At 74.6% G+C, this 16,147-nt stretch carries 13 protein-coding genes; 8 read left to right on the top strand and 5 right to left on the bottom strand.

The genetic code is table 11. From position 1 onward, the window contains the following. Positions 1 to 2,589: hypothetical protein (locus amrb99_RS30560; protein WP_190862575.1), on the top strand; the 2,589-nt coding region annotated here is incomplete at its 5' end. Positions 2,590 to 2,637: 48 nt separating this feature from the next. Here the strand turns inward: amrb99_RS30560 and amrb99_RS30555 are convergent. After that, positions 2,638 to 4,146 carry an MFS transporter gene (locus amrb99_RS30555; protein WP_190862572.1) on the bottom strand — a complete coding sequence of 503 codons (1,509 nt, stop codon included), beginning with the start codon at positions 4,144 to 4,146 and terminating at the stop codon, positions 2,638 to 2,640. 134 nt (positions 4,147 to 4,280) lie between these two features. Here amrb99_RS30555 and amrb99_RS30550 point away from each other — a divergent pair, with 134 nt between their 5' ends. Beyond that, the gene (locus amrb99_RS30550; protein ID WP_190862570.1) at positions 4,281 to 4,712 is read left to right on the top strand and encodes a Zn-ribbon domain-containing OB-fold protein; all 432 of its coding nucleotides are present in this window, start codon (positions 4,281 to 4,283) and stop codon (positions 4,710 to 4,712) included. After that, positions 4,709 to 5,848 (top strand): thiolase, encoded by a 1,140-nt coding sequence (locus amrb99_RS30545; RefSeq protein ID WP_190862568.1) that lies wholly within the window; start codon positions 4,709 to 4,711, stop codon positions 5,846 to 5,848. Before amrb99_RS30550 ends, amrb99_RS30545 begins: the two co-directional genes overlap by 4 nt. A gap of 60 nt (positions 5,849 to 5,908) precedes the next feature. Here amrb99_RS30545 and amrb99_RS30540 read toward each other — a convergent pair whose 3' ends face one another. After that, positions 5,909 to 8,023 carry an acetate--CoA ligase family protein gene (locus amrb99_RS30540; protein ID WP_190862566.1) on the bottom strand — a complete coding sequence of 705 codons (2,115 nt, stop codon included), beginning with the start codon at positions 8,021 to 8,023 and terminating at the stop codon, positions 5,909 to 5,911. Between the two features lies 1 nt (position 8,024). Next, positions 8,025 to 9,194 (bottom strand): acyl-CoA dehydrogenase family protein, encoded by a 1,170-nt coding sequence (locus amrb99_RS30535; protein ID WP_190862564.1) that lies wholly within the window; start codon positions 9,192 to 9,194, stop codon positions 8,025 to 8,027. Positions 9,195 to 9,346: 152 nt separating this feature from the next. Between amrb99_RS30535 and amrb99_RS30530 the strand changes: the two genes are divergently transcribed. Together amrb99_RS30530 and amrb99_RS30525 are read left to right on the top strand one after the other, a co-directional pair. After that, entirely contained in the window at positions 9,347 to 9,964 is a 618-nt protein-coding gene (locus tag amrb99_RS30530; RefSeq protein ID WP_190862562.1) for a TetR/AcrR family transcriptional regulator, read from the top strand. Between the two features lie 119 nt (positions 9,965 to 10,083). Then, positions 10,084 to 10,617 carry a hypothetical protein gene (locus amrb99_RS30525; protein ID WP_190862560.1) on the top strand — a complete coding sequence of 178 codons (534 nt, stop codon included), beginning with the start codon at positions 10,084 to 10,086 and terminating at the stop codon, positions 10,615 to 10,617. On the opposite strand, the gene amrb99_RS30520 is transcribed toward amrb99_RS30525, so the two are convergent. Continuing rightward, positions 10,592 to 11,668, bottom strand: a complete 1,077-nt coding sequence (locus amrb99_RS30520) for a winged helix-turn-helix domain-containing protein (protein ID WP_206700161.1) — start codon at positions 11,666 to 11,668, stop codon at positions 10,592 to 10,594. The genes amrb99_RS30525 and amrb99_RS30520 overlap by 26 nt on opposite strands. Positions 11,669 to 11,728: 60 nt before the next feature. Between amrb99_RS30520 and amrb99_RS30515 the strand changes: the two genes are divergently transcribed. After that, positions 11,729 to 12,961 carry an MFS transporter gene (locus amrb99_RS30515; protein WP_190862557.1) on the top strand — a complete coding sequence of 411 codons (1,233 nt, stop codon included), beginning with the start codon at positions 11,729 to 11,731 and terminating at the stop codon, positions 12,959 to 12,961. Between the two features lie 29 nt (positions 12,962 to 12,990). Next, positions 12,991 to 13,911, top strand: coding sequence for an NADP-dependent oxidoreductase (locus amrb99_RS30510; RefSeq protein ID WP_190862555.1), 921 nt, complete (start codon positions 12,991 to 12,993; stop codon positions 13,909 to 13,911). A 42-nt stretch (positions 13,912 to 13,953) separates the two neighbouring features. On the opposite strand, the gene amrb99_RS30505 is transcribed toward amrb99_RS30510, so the two are convergent. Next, positions 13,954 to 15,219: a PHB depolymerase family esterase gene (locus amrb99_RS30505; RefSeq protein WP_190862553.1), complete on the bottom strand. Its 1,266-nt coding sequence runs from the start codon at positions 15,217 to 15,219 to the stop codon at positions 13,954 to 13,956. Between the two features lie 175 nt (positions 15,220 to 15,394). Between amrb99_RS30505 and amrb99_RS30500 the strand changes: the two genes are divergently transcribed. After that, complete coding sequence (locus tag amrb99_RS30500) at positions 15,395 to 16,069, top strand: phosphatase PAP2 family protein (protein WP_190862551.1); 675 nt, start codon at positions 15,395 to 15,397, stop codon at positions 16,067 to 16,069. Positions 16,070 to 16,147 lie beyond the last annotated feature (78 nt).

Raw genomic sequence — 16,147 nt, 5'->3', positions numbered from 1 at the left:
GATCTCGCGGGCGTCGACCTCGGCGCCGGGTTCCGGTCGGCCCGGCTGGACGGGGCGCGCGGCGACCAGCGCGACGCGGTCCTCGCCGCGCTGCGGGCGCTCGGGCCGGAGAACGCGGGACGGCTGGGGGACCGGGCCGGGTTCCTCGTCGCGCTGTTCGGCCCCTCGGTCACTCGGCGGGTGGGCGCGGCGGCGGCGAAGGCGGCCGCGGACGGGCGCTGGGCCGCGCTGCACCTGGCGTCCGCCGCGAGCGACGTCCTCGGGCCCGAGCAGCTGGAGCGCGTCCTCGGCCTGGACGGCCCCGACACCGCCGTGCCGGGCCCGCCGTCCGTGCTCGCCGGGTACCTGGGCCGGGCGTTCGAGGAGGTGCCGCGCCCGCGCCGGCTCGACCTGCTCCTCGACCTGTGGTCGCTGGTCCTCGACCAGCGGGACCGGGCCCGCCGCCGCGCCCGCCGCATGGCCACGCAGGGCCGCCGCGACCGCCTCTCCGACCTGCGCGAACGCCGCGCCCGCCACGAGGACGACCTGGTCGTCGGCTGGATGATGCGGACGCTGGGCGCCGGCGAGCCGACGCTCGCCGACGCCGCGCGGTGGATCCCGCCCGACGGCTACTGGCGCGACCAGCTCGTCCGGGCCTTCGAGGACGCGATCGCCGCCACCGCGCTGCTCAGGACCGCCGTCGCGGTCGCCGACCACGGCTACGAGGAGGGCCTGGCGCGCTCCGCGCCCCTCCTCGCCGCCGTCGTCGAGCAGTGCCCCGCGTGGGCCGACGGCCGCCGCCGCGACGGCGGGCTGCCCTCCCGGCCCACCGTCCACGCCGGCGAGATCCACCGCAGGCTGTCCGCCGGGGGACCGGTCGACGCGCGGCTCATCGGCTTCGTCAAGCCGCGGCTGACGCGCGCGCGGGAGTTCGCCCTCCTCGTCATCGAGACCGTCGAGACGGTGATGGAGCGGATGATCGGGCACCGCGCCGACGTGCTGCGCGACTGGGGCGCGACCGGCCTCGGGGCCTGGCGCGACGCGGCCGGGTACAGCGACGCGCGCCCGCCCGCCGAGTGGGACGGCATCCCGCCGTGGACCGGCCCGCTCCTCGGCGACCGCGGGCCGCTGCGCGACCGCGAGGAGCTCGCCGGCGACCTGCTCTGGTACGTCGACCTGATCGACGCGCTCGCCCGGCTGCACGGGCACGACGCGGCGCGCTCGGTGAACGGGACCGGCGCCCCCTGGTTCGACCACGACCCGCCGCCGGAGGACCCCGAGCCGCTCACGCCCCGGCTCGGCTCGGTGACGCTCGCCGTGTCCGGCGCCGCGCAGCTCGTCGAGCTCGGCGGCGCCCCGCCGAAGGGCGCGCGCACCTGGACCGCGTTCACCGACGGGCTGGCCGCCGGAACGGCGATCCGCGCGGCGCTGACCGGCGACTTCGCGGTGCCGCCGCCCGTGGCCGCCGCCGACGGGGCGGCCGTGCCCGGCGCGGGGGTCCGGGTGCGGGTGGCCCGCAACGCGCGCGACCTGGCCGAGTGGTCGGACTACATGGGCAACTGCATCGCCGGGCCCGGGTACATCGAGGACGCCCGCGAGGGGCGCGTCGCCCTGCTCGGCCTCTACGACGGCAAGGGCGTCCTCGTCGCCAACGCGGAGGTCGGCCCGCTGCGGCCGCAGTCGCGCGGCTGGCGGGTCTCGGAGATCGCGGCGCGGTTCAACGAGGCGCCCGGCGAGGAGCTGGACCGCGCGTTCCGCGCGTGGGTGGACGCGCTTCCCGGCATCCGGCCGCCCGAGGCGCCGGTGCCGGAGGAGGTCCCGCCCGCCAGGACGGTGCGGCGGCGCGCCGCACCGCGCCTGGTCGAGGAGGTCGGGCCGGTGCTCGGCGACCTCGCCCGCGCGGAGTGGGACGCGTCCGGCGCCGCGGCCCTGGAGGTGTTCGCCGCCGTCGCCGCGACCCCGCCGGACGCGGCGCTCGCCAGGCTGCGCCGGCTCGGGTCCGCTCAGCTCACCGCCGCGGTCCGCCGCACGCTCGACACCCGGGCCGTCCCCTTGGTCCGGCTGTGGGAGGCGACGGGGACGCGGCCGCTCGCCGCCGCGCTCGCCGGCCTGGACCCGGCGCTGCGCGAGCGCTACGACCGGCTCCCGCTACTGCTCGGCGAGCCGCCGCTGCCGAAGACCCTGCGCAGGCTCGTCCTGCTGCCCGCGATCGCCGACCCGTACGCGCTCGACCTCGTCGCGCGGCGCGTCCGCGCGGCGATCGGGCGGCTGGCGGTGCGGGACGAACCGGCCGTCGCCCGCGCGGTCGGGCACCGGACGACCGAGCCGCTGCTGTGCGCGCTGACCGTCCTGGTCACCTGCGCCGCGCCGGAGATCCCGCTCGTTGGCGTCGTTCCGCCGCGCAAGGTGCACGTGCCCGGCTACCCGGCGACGACCCTCAAGGACGAGGACGGCCCGTGGCGGCGCGCGATGCCCGACGCCGCCGAACTCGGCGCCGACACCGGCTCCTTCTGGGACGCGCTGGCCGGGCGGGGACTGCGCGTCCCCGCGTCCTGGCTCGGCGCGGGCGGCTGGACGGCCCTGTGGGCCCGCGCCCACGCGCACCACTGACGGCCGTCCCGCGGACCGGAAGCCGGCGGGACGGCCGCGCGGCACCTCCTACTTCCCGGCTTCGGCCGCCTCCAGGTCGGCCTTCGCGGCGCGCGGGCTCCACCGCCCGGCGAGCGGCAGCATCAGCGCGAAGAACAGCACCTGGGCGGCGATGCACACCCACCACCAGTGCTGCCACTGGTGCGGGGCGTCGGCCGCCGCCTGCTTGATGTCGGCGAGCTGGTGCAGCAGCCCCGCCGGCGGCGCGTGCCCCGCCTGCTGCGCCGCCTTCGCCTCCGCGAGCTTCTCGGGGGCGCTGACCAGGGTGTTCGCGCTGCTCACCACGTACTGCAGCGCGAACACCGAGCCGGCGACCGCGATCCGCGTCGTCCAGCCCCAGACGGCCAGCCCGTGCGCCATCAGCGCCGGGTTGCGCCGCTCGATCGTCTCGGTGAACGCGGCCATCCACGGCGCGTACGCGATGGCGAGGCCGACCGCCAGCAGGCTGACGATGGTCGCGAGCGCCGCGAAGCTCGTGTGCGGATGGGTCGCGCGGGTCAGGAACACGTACGTCATGACGACCGCGAGGACGGTGCCGCCGGCCATGAACGGCTTGCGCACCCGCAGCCGGTCGGACACGAGCCCGACGACCACCAGCGCGATCGCGTCCATCGCCCAGTACCAGGTGTTGATGCCGTTGGCGCGGGACGTGGTGAACCCGAACGTGGTGGTCAGGTAGATGGTGAAGAACCCGACCGCGGTGTAGTAGATGATCAGGAAGATCGAGATCCCGATCGCCGGGGCGAGGACGTCGAACTTGAGCATCTGCGCCCACGGCCGGCCGAGGTCGGCGCTCGCCTCGGCCTGCGCCGCGCGCGCCTCCACCTTCGCGCGGTCCCCGGCGCTGACCATGACCTGGCTGCGCAGGCCGGGGTTCAGCTCCCGCAGGCCGCCGAGCGCGATCGCGAACACGACGAGCCCGAACGCGCCCATGATGTAGTACTGGCTGGCCCAGCTGTTGTCGAGCCGCTCCAGCGTCCGGTTCGCGACGAAGCTGACGATGAGGCTCGCCACGACCGGGCCGAGCGTCCAGAAGCCCATCGCGGACGCGCGGCCGAGCTGCGGGGAGAAGTCCCGGACCAGGGCGGGCGTGGCCACCAGGATCACGCCCTCGACCATCCCGATGACCGTCAGCAGGATGACGAACGCCCACTTGTTCGGCATGGAGGGGAGCAGCAGCGTCAGCACCCCGGTGACGCCGAGCCCGTAGGCGACCAGGTTGGCGCGCCCCCATTTGTCGCAGAGTCCGGCGGCGAGGGCGCCGAACGCGCCGACCAGGCCCCCGATGACCAGCGCGTTGACGTAGAAGAGGAACGACATCTCGAAGTGGGCGAGCACCAGCGGCGCCACGCCGCCGGTCACGTACTGCTCGCAGTAGAGGACGATCGTGGCGAGGACGACCACCGCGAGGTACCACACGCGGGGGCCGGTGTCGGGGTAGCGGTCGAGGTCGCGCTTCCAGAGGCGGTCGATCGCGGCTCTGGGCTCGGGGGCGGCCGGGTGATCGAGGGTGGTCATGGCACCTCTTTCCGGTTGTCCCGGCGGGGGGCTTTCGGGCCCGGTGGTTCTTGAAGCGAACTCTAGGTTCGGGTCCTTAAATTTTCCAGAGCTAAGTTCTAGAATCTCGATCTAGAACTATTTCGAGGAGGGCGATGTCCACCGCCTCCAGGCCCGCGGCCTCCAAGCCCGTCCCGCGACCCACCCCCGACACCCGGCCGTTCTGGGACGGCACCGCCGCCGGGGAGCTGCGCGTCCAGCGCTGCCGCGGCTGCGGCCGGCACTTCTTCTATCCCCGTCCGAGCTGCCCCCACTGCGGCTCCGGCGACGTCGCCTGGGTGACCGCCACCGGGCGCGCCACCCTCCACTCGTACGTGATCAACCATCGTCCGGCGCCCGGCTTCGAGGACGAGGCGCCCTACGTCATCGCCATCGTGGAACTCGAGGAGGGCGTCCGGATGATGAGCAACCTCGTCGGCGTGCCCGCCGACCCCGACCACCTGCCCCTCGACCTGCCGCTCCGCGTCGTCTTCGAGCAGCGCGGCGACGTGCGCCTCCCGCTCTTCGCCCCCGCGGAGGCCCGGTGAACATCGTCATCGCCGGAGCCGCGGAGACCGACGGGATCGGCCGGCTGCCCGACCGCTCCACCCGGCAGCTGCACCTGGAGGCCGCCCGCAACGCCCTCGCCGACGCCGGGCTCACCAAGGACGACATCGACGGCGTCGCGACCGTCGGCACCCCCGGCCCGGTGGAGATCGCGCATTCGCTCGGGATCGAGCCCGCCTGGCTCGACGGGACGCAGGTCGGCGGCTCGTCGTTCCTGTTCCACGTCCGGCACGCCGCCGCCGCGATCCGCGCCGGGATGTGCGGCACCGTCCTCGTCACGCACGGCGAGTCGGGCCGCTCGCGCGTCGGCGCGCCCCGCTACGCCCGCACCCCCGACTCGCTGAGCGGCCAGTTCGAGGCCCCGTACGGCGAGTTCGGCCCGACGTCCGCCTTCACCCTCACCGCGCTGCGGTACATGAAGGAGACCGGCCTCACGCACGAGCAGCTCGCCGAGGTGCCCGTCGCGCAGCGCCGCTGGGCGAACCTCAACCCGCGCGCGATGTACCGCGACCCGATCACCGTCGAGGACGTCCTCGCGTCCCGGATGGTCGCCTACCCGTTCCACCTGCTGGAGTGCTGCCTGGTGACCGACGGCGGCGGCGCGCTCGTCGTCACGTCCGAGGACCGCGCCCGCGCGCTCGGCACCCGCCGCCCGCTCGTCCACCTGCTGGGCGCGGGGGAGTCCGCCGAGTCGCCGGTCATCTCCCAGATGGCCGACCTGACCAGCTCGGCCGCGTTCCGGCGGGCGTCGCGCGCCGCGTTCGCCGAGGCGGGCGTCGGGCACGGCGACGTCGACCACCTGATGATCTACGACGCGTTCGCGCACCTGCCGATCTACGGGCTGGAGGACATGGGCTTCGTCGGGCGCGGCGAGGCGGGCGCGTTCATCGCCGAAGGCCACACCTCGCCCGGCGGCCGCCTCCCGCTGAACACCAACGGCGGCGGCCTGTCCTACACCCACACCGGCATGTACGGGATGTTCGCGATCCAGGAGGCCGTCCGCCAGCTCCGCAAGGAGGCCGCCGCGCAGGTCCCGGACGCGGAGGTCAGCGTGGTGCTCGGCAACGGCGGCATGTTCATGTCCGCCGCCGTCCTCGTCCTGGCCTCCCACCGCTGAGCCGCGGCGTGCCGTCCCTCGGCCGGCCGTCATCGGGGCGGCACGCCGCAGATCCGCGTCTCAGGTCCAGGTGACGAGGGCGTCGAGGATCTCGACCTCGGCGCCGTCGACGCGGAGCGGGTTGATCTCCAGCGATTCGAGGCGGTCGCCGAGGGACGCGGCGAGCGCGGCGACGCGGGCGACGACGCCGGCGACGGCGTCGAGGTCGGCGGGCTTCGTGCCGCGCGCGCCGTCGAGCAGCGCGGCGCCGCGCAGCTCGCCGAGCGCCTCCCGGACGTCCCGCGCGTCCACCGGCAGCAGGCGCAGCGCGGAGTCGCGCAGCGCCTCCACCCACACGCCGCCGAGGCCGACCGCGAGGGTGAGGCCCCAGGCCGGGTCGCGGACGATCCCGGCGAGCAGTTCCACGCCGCCCGACCGCTGCGGCTGGACGAGCGCGCCGGCGCCGTCGCGGCCGGCGAGCGCGGCCATCACCTCGCGGTACGCGGCGCGGACGGCGTCCGGCCCGGCGAGGCCGAGGCGGACGCCGCCGATGTCGCTCTTGTGCGCGAGGCCGTCCGCCGCGGCCTTGAGGACGACCGGGTAGCCGAACCGGTCCGCCGCCGCGACCGCCGCGTCCTCCCCGTCGACCAGCGCGGACGGCACCACGGGCAGCCCCGCGCCGGCGAGGAGGGCCGCGGCGCGGTGCTCGGCCCACACGCCGGTCGCGCCGGCGGCGCCGTCCACGGCGACGGGTTCGCCGGCCTCGGTGCGTCGCGCGAGCGCGCGCTCCCGTCCGGCCGACCAGCGCACGGCCGCGCCGATGGCGTGCACGCCGTGCTCGATCCCGCCGACGACGTGCGGGAACCCGGTCTTCTGTTGCACCGAGCGCCCGAACTCCGACACGTCGGTGAGCGTGTTCCCGACCACCACGATCGGACGCGGCGACGCGGCGATCCGCCGGGCGTGCGCCGCGAACGTCGCCATCGGCACCGACGGGTCAGGCGGAGCGAACCGGGGCAGGTCGGTCAGCAGCATCACCGCGTCGATGCCGGGATCGGCGGCGACGACGTCCAGCGCGCGGCCGAGGAGCGTCCGGTCGATCAGCACGTACCCGGTGACGTCGAGGGGGTTCTGCACGGTCGCGAACGGCGGCAGGATCTCCGCGAGCGCCTCCACCGTCGAGGGCGCGAACGGCGGAAGGTCGAGGCCCTCGTCCTCGGCCCGGTCCGCGATGATCTCCGACGCGCCGCCGGACGGGGTGACCACGCCGATCCGGGGCCCCGGCAGCGGCCCGGCGGACGCGAGCAGCCCGGCGGTGACGATCAGATCCTCCAGCGACCGGACCCGGACGACGCCGAGCCGCCGGAACGCCGCGCCCACCACCGCGTCGTCGCCGACGAGCGCGCCTGTGTGGGCCCGCGCGGTGCGCGACGCCAGCCGGCTGCGCCCGATCTTCAGCGCGACGACGGGCTTGCCCGCCTCCAGGGCCCGCCGCGCCGCGCGCGCGAACGCGTCCGGGTCCCGCACCGACTCCAGGAACAGCGCGATGACCCTCGTCGCGGGGTCGTCCACCAGGTAGTCGATCACGTCGGGGACGGTGACCAGCGACTCGTTGCCCATCGAGGTGAGCAGGCTGAGCCCGATGTTGCGGGCCTGGGAGAACGCCAGCACCGAACTGGCCAGCGCGCCGCTCTGCAGCACCACGCCCACCGGGCCGCGCAGCAGCGGCGGCGGGATCGGCAGGCCGTAGGGGGTGATGCCGGCGGCGGCGTTGATGTAGCCGTTGCCGTTCGGGCCGAGGACGGTCAGCCCCGCCTCCCGCGCGAACGCGACGACCTCCGCCTCCAGCCGCGCGCCGTCCGCGCCCGCCTCGCCGAACCCGGCGGTCAGCACGACGTAGTTCCGGATCCCGGCCGCGGCGCCGTCCCGCAGCACCGGCAGCACGGCGCGGGTCGGCACCATCACGTACGCCAGGTCGACCGGGCCGGGCAGCTCCGCCAGGCTCGGGTGCGCGGGGTGGCCGTGGACGAGCCCTCCGCGCGGGTTGACCAGGTGCACCGGCCCGCCGAACCCGTGCGCCCGCAGGTTCCCGAACGTGCTCGCCGACCAGCCGGACTTGTCGCTCGCGCCGACCAGCGCGATCGACCCCGGGTTGAACAGCGCGCGGACCCCCGCCCGCGGATCGCGAGAGCCCATCTCACTCCCCGACGAGGCCGAGGCGGACGTGGCCCTTGAGCAGGTTGCGGGCGATGGTCCGGCGCTGGATCTCGTCGGTGCCCTCGAAGATCCGCAGCAGCCGCAGCTCCCGGTACCAGCGCTCGATCGGCAGCTCCTTGGTGTACCCCATGCCGCCGTGGATCTGGAGCACCCGGTCCACGACGCGGTTCGCCATCGTCGCGCCGTTCAGCTTGGCGATGGACGAGGCGTGCCGCGCGTCCAGGCCCTCCCGCACCCGCCACGCCGCGTACAGCGTCAGCCACTTCGCCGCCTCGATCTCCACCTGCGAGTCGGCGATCATCCACTGGATGGCCTGGTAGTCGGCGATGGGATGGCCCATGGACACGCGGACCTTGGCGTAGTCGACCGCCATCTGCAGCATCCGCTCCGCCGCGCCGATCGCCCGCGCCGGGATCATGTAGCGGCCCTGGCCGATCCACCGCATCGCCAGCTCGAAGCCCTTGCCGACCTCGCCGAGGACGTTGGCGCCGGGCACCCGGACGTCCTCGAACACCAGCGACGCCGGCCCCCACTCGCCCATGGTCGGGATCGGCTCGGACTTCCAGCCCATGTCCCGGTCGACGAGGAAGCAGGTCACGCCGCCGTCGGCGCCGAGATCGGGGTCGGTGACGGCGAACACCATGACGAAGTCGGCCTCGTTGCCGCCGGTGATGAACGTCTTCTCGCCGTTGATGACCCAGTCGTCGCCGTCGCGTACGGCGCGGGTGCGGATGCTACGCGCGTCCGACCCGGCGCCCGGCTCGGTGATGGCGAAGCAGGACCGCCGCTCGCCCTCGATCGTCGGGATCAGGTAGGCGCGCTTCTGCGCCTCGTCGCAGGCGTACAGGATGTTGTCGGCGGTCCCGCCGAAGCTGAACGGGACGAACGTCCGGCCCGTCTCCATCGCGATGATGGCCGACATCAGCGGGCCGAGCGCGGCGCCGCCGTACTCCTCGGGCGTGTTGATCCCCCAGAACCCCGACCGGCGGGCCTTGTCGCGCAGGTCGCGCAGCACCCGGGGGTCGAGCCCGGGGCGCCCGGCGCGCTCGTTGCGCAGCACCTCGGGTTCGAGTGGCATGACCTCCTTCTCGACGAAGGAGCGGACGGTGTCGCGGATCTGACGTTCCTCGGCGCTCAGCGAGAAGTCCATGGACCGGTCCTCCGATCAATCCTAGAATCTATTTCTAGGAATTGGTTCTAGGCTGCGCACGGGGCGGTCCCGGCGTCAAGACGTCCCGCGCGCTTTCTAGAATCTGTTTCAACGACGGCCGGACGGCGGCCGCCGCACCGGACGGGGGACCGATGGCCCGCAAGCCGAGCGGCAGGGGCGGATGGGAATGGAGCCGCACCGCCCAGACGCGCCGCACCATGCTCGAGGCCGCGCGCGAGGTGTTCTGCGCGCACGGGTTCGCCGACGCCGCGATCTCCGAGGTCGTCGAGCGCGCCGGGTCCAGCGTCGGCAGCCTCTACCACCACTTCGGCGGCAAGACCGAGCTGTTCCTCGCCCTGTGGGAGGAGCATGAGGGCGCGCACGAGAAGTCCGCGACCGCGAGCGTCGCCGAGGCCAAGGCCGCCGGCGTCGACGACCCGGTCGAGCTGTTCATCGCGGGCGCCCGCGCGTTCCTCGCCGGCTCGTGGGAGCGCCGCGACCTCGCCCGGCTGTTCATGGACGGCGACGGCCCGCCCGGCTTCGACCTGATGCGCCGCACCCGCCGCCGCGACTGGGTCCGGCAGAACGCCGTGCTGCTCGCGCTCGGCGGCGAGCCCATCGACCGCCTCACCGTCGCCGTCCTCACCACCGTCATCGGCGAGGCCGGACGCGAGGTCGCCACCAGTGAGGACGAGGCCGAGGCCCAGGAGGTCATCGACGCGGCGATCGAGCTGATCCGCCGCTTCGACCGCGCCGCCGCGGCCACCTGACCTCCGCCCGCCGATTACGGACATCTCTTTTCCGAGAAAAGTGAAGTCGAGTTTCCGGCGCCATGGCGAACGCCTTGCGTTGCTTTTGTGGATCGTGCCGCACGCCTTTATAGTCACCGATGTCGATCGCTCGTGACGAGTGGAAAGCGCTGCCGGGCCCCGTGGGCTCGCGTGAAGATGAAGGCGGGAAATTCGTGAGGGTATTTCGTGGGGCCGTCCGGCGCGGGCGGTCCGGGGCCGGAGCCGCCATGGCCGCAGGTGCGGGCCTGGTCGCGACCATGACCGCGGCCATGGGGGCCGCCTCGCCGGTGGACGCGCCTGCGGCGCCGGCCGCCCCGGCCACCTTCCCGTCCGTCCCGGCGAAATATTACGGGAATGCGGGCGATATTCCGAAATGCCGTCCCGGTCATGTGTGCGCCACCGTCGCTTATGGCGGTAAATATCATGTCTTCGACTTCTACCGGTACGGCACCTACGGGCTGAGCAATTGGCATGGCCGGGGAAGGGTCGTCAACGAGCAGGCGGGCGGCGCCGCCGCCAGGGTCTACGACCGGTCCGGCGCCGAGACCGCGTGCGTCGTGGCGGGCACCGCGATCGCCGGCGCGGACTGGGATCGGGCCGGGAAGATCAAGCTGACGACGGCCCGCTGCTGACCCCGGCCGCCGCGCCGTGCTGGCCCGCCGCGCCGTGCTGGCCCGCCGCGCCGTGCTGGGGCGCCGTGTCGTGCTGGCGTGCGTCGGGCTGGGCGGCGACGAGGGCCTCGCCCGCCTCCGTCCGGTAGTACAGGACCGAGCGCGAGGCGCGGCGCCGCTCGACGAGCCGCGCGTCCAGCAGGATCTTCAGATGCCGGCCGACCGAGCCGAGGCCCCGGCCGGTCAGCGCGACCAGCTGCGTGGTGCTCTTCGGCGCGTCCAGCAGGAGCAGGACGGACGCGCGCACCGGACCGAGCAGCGCGCCCAGCGCGCCCGGCGACGGGACGGCGCCCGCGCCGGCCAGCACCCCCGAGCACGGATAGACGATGGCGTACCGGGACCGCGCCCGGTTCCAGGATGACCAGGTCTCGCCGACCGTGACCGGCACGAACACCAGCCGTTCCCCCGACAGGGCGCGGGGCGGGTTGTCGTGGGCGTTGATCTGCAGCCGGTTCGCGCCGAGCCAGCGCAGGCCCGGGCGCATGTCGGCGAGTGCGGCGGTCCACCCGCCCCGGCTCAGGTGCGCGGCGCGGGCCACGATGTCGGCCTCGAAGATCCGGCGGCGCCGGGGCCAGTCCGGCCGGACCGTCTCCGTCCACACCCACGCGATCAGGTCGGCGGCGCGGTCCGGCAGGTCGTCGCGGTCGAGCGCGGCGGGGAGGCGGCCGCCCAGCGCCACGGCGAGGTCCTCGCGGGCGACGTCGGGCGGCGTGGACCGCATCCGCTCCAGCTCCGCGTCGAAGGACGCCTCGGACCCGCCGGCCGGCGTGGTCGTGACGAAGTCGGCGTTCCACGTGGGGGCGAACATGGCCCGGACGAGCAGCGCCGCGACGGGATCGGCGGCCGTCCGGGCGCGGTAGGCGGGCAGGTGGGCGGCCAGCCAGGCGCGCTCGGCCGGGTTCGCGGGCCGCTCCCAGCGCAGCGCCTTCAGGCAGGCGGTGGCCTCCGCGAGCGGCGAGACGGCGAACCGGCTCCCGGCGAGGGTGTCCGCGTTGATCTCCCACCAGCCCAATGGTTTCGCCTCCCTGCGAAAGAGTAACCGGCGCGGCGGAGCGCCCCGGAGACTCCGATCATGCGCACCTACCGGGAACTGTTCCGCACGCCCGAGTTCGCGCCGCTGTTCCTGGCGTCGGCGGGCAACGTCGCGGCGCAGACGGTGAGCGGCCTCGCGCTCGGCACGCTCGTCTACGCCCGGACCGGCTCGCCGCTGCTGTCGTCGCTGGCGATGTTCGGCCCGGCGCTCGCCCAGCTGGCGGGCGCGCTGGCACTGCTGTCGGCGGCCGACCGGCTGCCGCCGCGTGCCGCGCTCACCGGCCTGTCGCTGCTGTTCGCCGCCGGTACCGCCGTCCAGGCCGTCCCGGGGCTGCCCGTCTGGGGCGTGTTCGCGATCGTCCTCGTGCTCGGGGCGGCGAGCGCGGTCGGCGGCGGGGTGCGGTACGGCCTGCTGAACGAGATCCTCGACCGGGAGGGCTACGTGCTCGGCCGGTCGGTGCTCAACATGTCGGTCGGCCTGATGCAGATCGCGGGGTTCGCGGCCGGCGGCGTCATGGTCGCCGCGCTGTCGCCGCGCGGGACGCTGCTGGCCGGGGCGGCGCTGTACCTCGCCGCGGCGGCCGCCGGCCGGTTCGGGCTGAGCGCCCGTCGACCGCGCGCCACGGGGCGGGCGACGGCGGGCGAGACGTGGCGCAACAACGTCCGGCTGTTCTCGTCGCCGCGGCGCCGGGCCGTCTACCTCGCGCTGTGGGTCCCGAACGGGCTGATCGTCGGCTGCGAGTCGCTGTTCGTCCCGTACGCGCCGGGGCACGCGGGGCTGCTGCTGGCGGCCGGCGCGGCCGGGATGCTCGCCGGGGACACGCTGGCAGGACGGTTCGTCCCGGCGGGCTGGCGCCGGCGCCTGGACGCGCCGATGCGGCTGGTGCTCGCCGCCCCCTACCTTGTCTTCGCGCTGCGCCCGCCGCTGCCCGTCGCGGTCGCCGCGATCACCGTGGCGAGCGTCGGGTACTGCGCGACCCTGCTGCTCCAGGAGCGGCTGCTGGAGCTGACCCCGGACGATCTGAGCGGCCACGCCCTCGGCCTGCACTCGTCCGGGATGCTCGGCATGCAGGGCATCGGCGCCACGCTCGCCGGCGGGGCCGCCCAGCTCACCTCGCCCGCGACGGGGATGGCGCTGATGGCGGCGGCGTCGGTCGCGGTGACGCTGGCCCTGGCGCCCTCGCTGCGGGCGCGCCCCGCGCCGCCTTCCGGTGAGGCGTCCGGCGACGCGTCGGGCGATGGGTCGGGCGAGGCGAGTGCGCAGCGGGTTTAGCGGGCGGGACCGGAGGCAGGCTGAGGGACATGCGTGCCGTCACCTACGACTCCTATGCCTCCGACAACTCCCGCCTCACCGTCGGCGAGGCCCCCGACCCCAAGCTCGGCCCGAGCGAGGTGCTGATCGAGGTGCGGGCGGCGGGCGTCAACCCGGTCGACTGGAAGGTCATGGCCGGCGGCCTCGACGGGATGATGGACGCCGTGTTCCCGGTGATCCCCGGCTGGGACGTCGCCGGGGTCGTCCGGAGGCTCGGGCCGGACACCCCGGAGTTCGCGCCGGGCGACGAGGTCATGGCCTACGCCCGCAAGAACGTCGTGCACGCCGGGACGTTCGCGCAGTACGTCGCGGTTCCGGCCGTGCACTGCGCGCGCAGGCCCGCCGCTCTCGGCTGGGAGCAGGCGGGCGGGCTGCCGCTCGCCGGGATGACCGCGCAGCGCGCGCTCGACCGCCTGGAGGCCGGCAAGGGCGACGTGCTGCTGGTGCACGCGGCGTCCGGGGGAGTGGGGGGCCTCGCGGTGCAGATCGGCGTCGACCGGGGCGCCCGCGTCATCGGCACCGCGTCCGAGGCGAACCACGACTACCTGCGCGAGCTCGGCGCCGAACCGGTCTCCTACGGGGACGGGCTGGTGGAGCGGATCCGCGACCTCGCGCCGGACGGTGTCACGGCGGTCGCCGACTTCGTGGGCGGGCAGCTGGACGTGACGCTCGCCGTCCTCGCGGAGGGCGGGCGGCACGTGTCCGTCGCCGACAGCGGCGTGGAGCAGCACGGCGGCCACTGGATCTGGGTGCGCCCGGACGGCGCCAAGCTCGCCGGCCTCGCCGCCATGGCCGACCGCGGCGCGCTGCGCGTCGACGTCGCCGGGACGTTCTCCCTCGACGAGGTCGGCGCCGCGTTCGACGAGAGCCGCGGCGGCCACACGCGCGGGAAGCTCGTCATCACGCCGTGACCGGGACGGGCCGGGCCGCCCGCGGCGGCCCGGCCTCCCGCGTCAGCAGCCGGAATCGGCGATGACGTAGTAGTTCGCGGACGTCTCCTTCAGCGTGTGCGTCACGAACACGTTGTAGAGGCCCATGTTCTGGTTCGAGCCGTTCGCGTACGTGTAGCCGCCGCTGGTGTGCGCCCGTCCGGCCACGACCTGCGCGTAGTTCGTCGCGGTGAAGCACTGGGGCGTCCCGCCGCCCGGGTCACCGGGATCGCCCGGGTCGCCGGGGTCGGTTCCGGTCGAGCCGTCGAGGCCCCAGAACTTCGCCGTGTACGACGTGGAGCAGATGGTGTCGAGGAAGTACGCGCCCGTGCTGCCGCACTGGTCGGCGCCCGTCCCCGGGTCGACGGCGAGGCCGTGGCCCATCCCGGAGATGGAGTACACCTCGACGGCCGGTTTCCCGTTCGCGTCGTTGTAGAGGCTCTGCGTCGTGCCGCCCGGCAGGCTCTGCGTGCTCGACGGCGTCTGCGAGATGCCCCAGACGTTCGTCCACTGGTCGCGCAGTTCCGTGGCGTTCACCGGATAGACCGTGTAGTCGGAGGTGCCTTGCCAGACGGCGACGCGCGGCCACGGGCCGGTGTATCCCGGATAGGAGTTCCGGACCTTGTCGCCCCATTGCGCGGGCGTCAGGTTCTGGTTGTTCATCTGGCAGCCGGAGGCGGCGACGAGGCTCGTGGCGCACTGCGCGGGGAGGCCCGAGTCGACCGCGCCGCCGGCGAACACGTCCGGGTAGGCGGCGAGCAGGTCCGCCGTCATCCCGCCGCCCGCGGACAGGCCGGTCACGAACACCCGGTGCGGGTCCGAGCCGTGCCGCTGCTCGGCGCTGGACACCATCTGGACGATCGACGCCGCCTCGGTGCCGCCGCGCGCGTCCTTCGCGGGATCGAACCACTGGAAGCACTTCTGGATGTTGTTGGACGTGGTGGTCTGCGGGAACACCACGGCGAACTTCCACAGGTCGGCGTACTTGGGCCAGCCGGAATGGTCGTAGTAGTCGTCGGCGCTCTGCGTGCAGCCGTGCAGGGCCACCACGAGCGGGGCGCCGGACGGCAGTCCGGCCGGCACGTACTCGTACATCTGCAGGTTCCCGGGATTCGACCCGAAGCCGGTGACCTGCTGGTAGGTGCCGCTGTCGGCGTGAGCGGGCGCGGCGGTGGCGGCCAGCCCGGCCACGCCGGCCATGCCGGACGCGGCGGCGAGGAGCGCGAAGGCGGCGGACGACGCGAGCCGTCTCGTGAGGCGCCGCAGGACGCGCGGGGATCGTCGATGCATGAAGGGCTCTCCCGGATCGGTGGAACGGGGTGGGGATCGGGAAGGAGGGGCGCCCATCCGGAAGTCAAACCGATCCGGGCCGGCCGGGAAATGTGCCGGGCGCCCATGCCCGCCCGTCCCGGTTATGGCTCCGTACCCCATGCGTCACGGGGTGTGAGCGGGGAAGACCATCCGTATGCGCCGACGGTCGTGGGGCTGGTACGTCCTGGCGGTCGCGGTCATGGCGGGCGTCACGGCGGACGTGCTCGCGGACGGCCCGCTCCGCCGCCTCGACTGGAGGGTCCACACCTTCTGCGACGCGAACGTCCGGGGCGGGTGGATGTCGGCGGTCCACGTGTTCACCCAGCTCGGGCAGCGGGGCGTCATCGCGGGGTTCGTCCTCGTCCCGCTGGCGGTCCTCGGGGCGGTCCGGGCGCGGTCGCTGCGTCCCGTGCTGGTGCCGATCGTGGTGGTGCTCCTGCTGTCGCTGCTCCAGGAGGGCGCGAAGTCGGTGATCCCGCGGACGTACCCGGCCGGCGGCACCGACGTGCTGTGGAAGCACGGCGACGCGTACCCGTCGGGGCACACGCTGAACGGGTTCCTGCTCGTCTGGGTCGGGATCGAGCTGCTGACCGTCGTGGTCCCGGTCCTCGACCGGTGGGTGACGGCGCGCGGCCGGCGCGACTTCGCGCTGGTCACCGGGTTCCTCACCGGGGCGGCGCTGACCGCCGCCGACGAGCACTGGCTGACCGACGTGCTGTTCAGCCTCGCGCTCGGGCCGGTGCTGCTGGCCGGGCTGGTGGCGGCGGAGCCGTTCACCCGCCCGCTGTGGCCGGGCGAGCCGGTCCGCGGCCGCTACCCGCGGATATAGCGGATCACCATCGGACACCCGCCCGCTGTGACGTCGGCGAGTCGCCGTCATGAGGCCGCTCATGACGGCGACTCGCCG

It is taken from the genome of Actinomadura sp. RB99 (genome assembly GCF_014706005.1).
Taxonomy (GTDB): Bacteria; Actinomycetota; Actinomycetes; order Streptosporangiales; family Streptosporangiaceae; genus Spirillospora.
The sequence above is the reverse complement of the archived record's forward strand: the minus strand, read 5'-3'. Positions and strand labels throughout refer to the sequence as shown.

Coding starts and splice junctions, on each gene's coding strand:
- amrb99_RS30540 (WP_190862566.1), bottom strand. CDS start 8,023: ATGGGCTCTCGCGATCCGCGGGCGGGGGTCCGCGCGCTGTTCAACCCG.
- amrb99_RS30535 (WP_190862564.1), bottom strand. CDS start 9,194: ATGGACTTCTCGCTGAGCGCCGAGGAACGTCAGATCCGCGACACCGTC.
- amrb99_RS30555 (WP_190862572.1), bottom strand. CDS start 4,146: ATGACCACCCTCGATCACCCGGCCGCCCCCGAGCCCAGAGCCGCGATC.
- amrb99_RS30500 (WP_190862551.1), top strand. CDS start 15,395: ATGCGCCGACGGTCGTGGGGCTGGTACGTCCTGGCGGTCGCGGTCATG.
- amrb99_RS30550 (WP_190862570.1), top strand. CDS start 4,281: ATGTCCACCGCCTCCAGGCCCGCGGCCTCCAAGCCCGTCCCGCGACCC.
- amrb99_RS30505 (WP_190862553.1), bottom strand. CDS start 15,219: ATGCATCGACGATCCCCGCGCGTCCTGCGGCGCCTCACGAGACGGCTC.
- amrb99_RS30530 (WP_190862562.1), top strand. CDS start 9,347: ATGGCCCGCAAGCCGAGCGGCAGGGGCGGATGGGAATGGAGCCGCACC.
- amrb99_RS30515 (WP_190862557.1), top strand. CDS start 11,729: ATGCGCACCTACCGGGAACTGTTCCGCACGCCCGAGTTCGCGCCGCTG.
- amrb99_RS30525 (WP_190862560.1), top strand. CDS start 10,084: ATGTCGATCGCTCGTGACGAGTGGAAAGCGCTGCCGGGCCCCGTGGGC.
- amrb99_RS30510 (WP_190862555.1), top strand. CDS start 12,991: ATGCGTGCCGTCACCTACGACTCCTATGCCTCCGACAACTCCCGCCTC.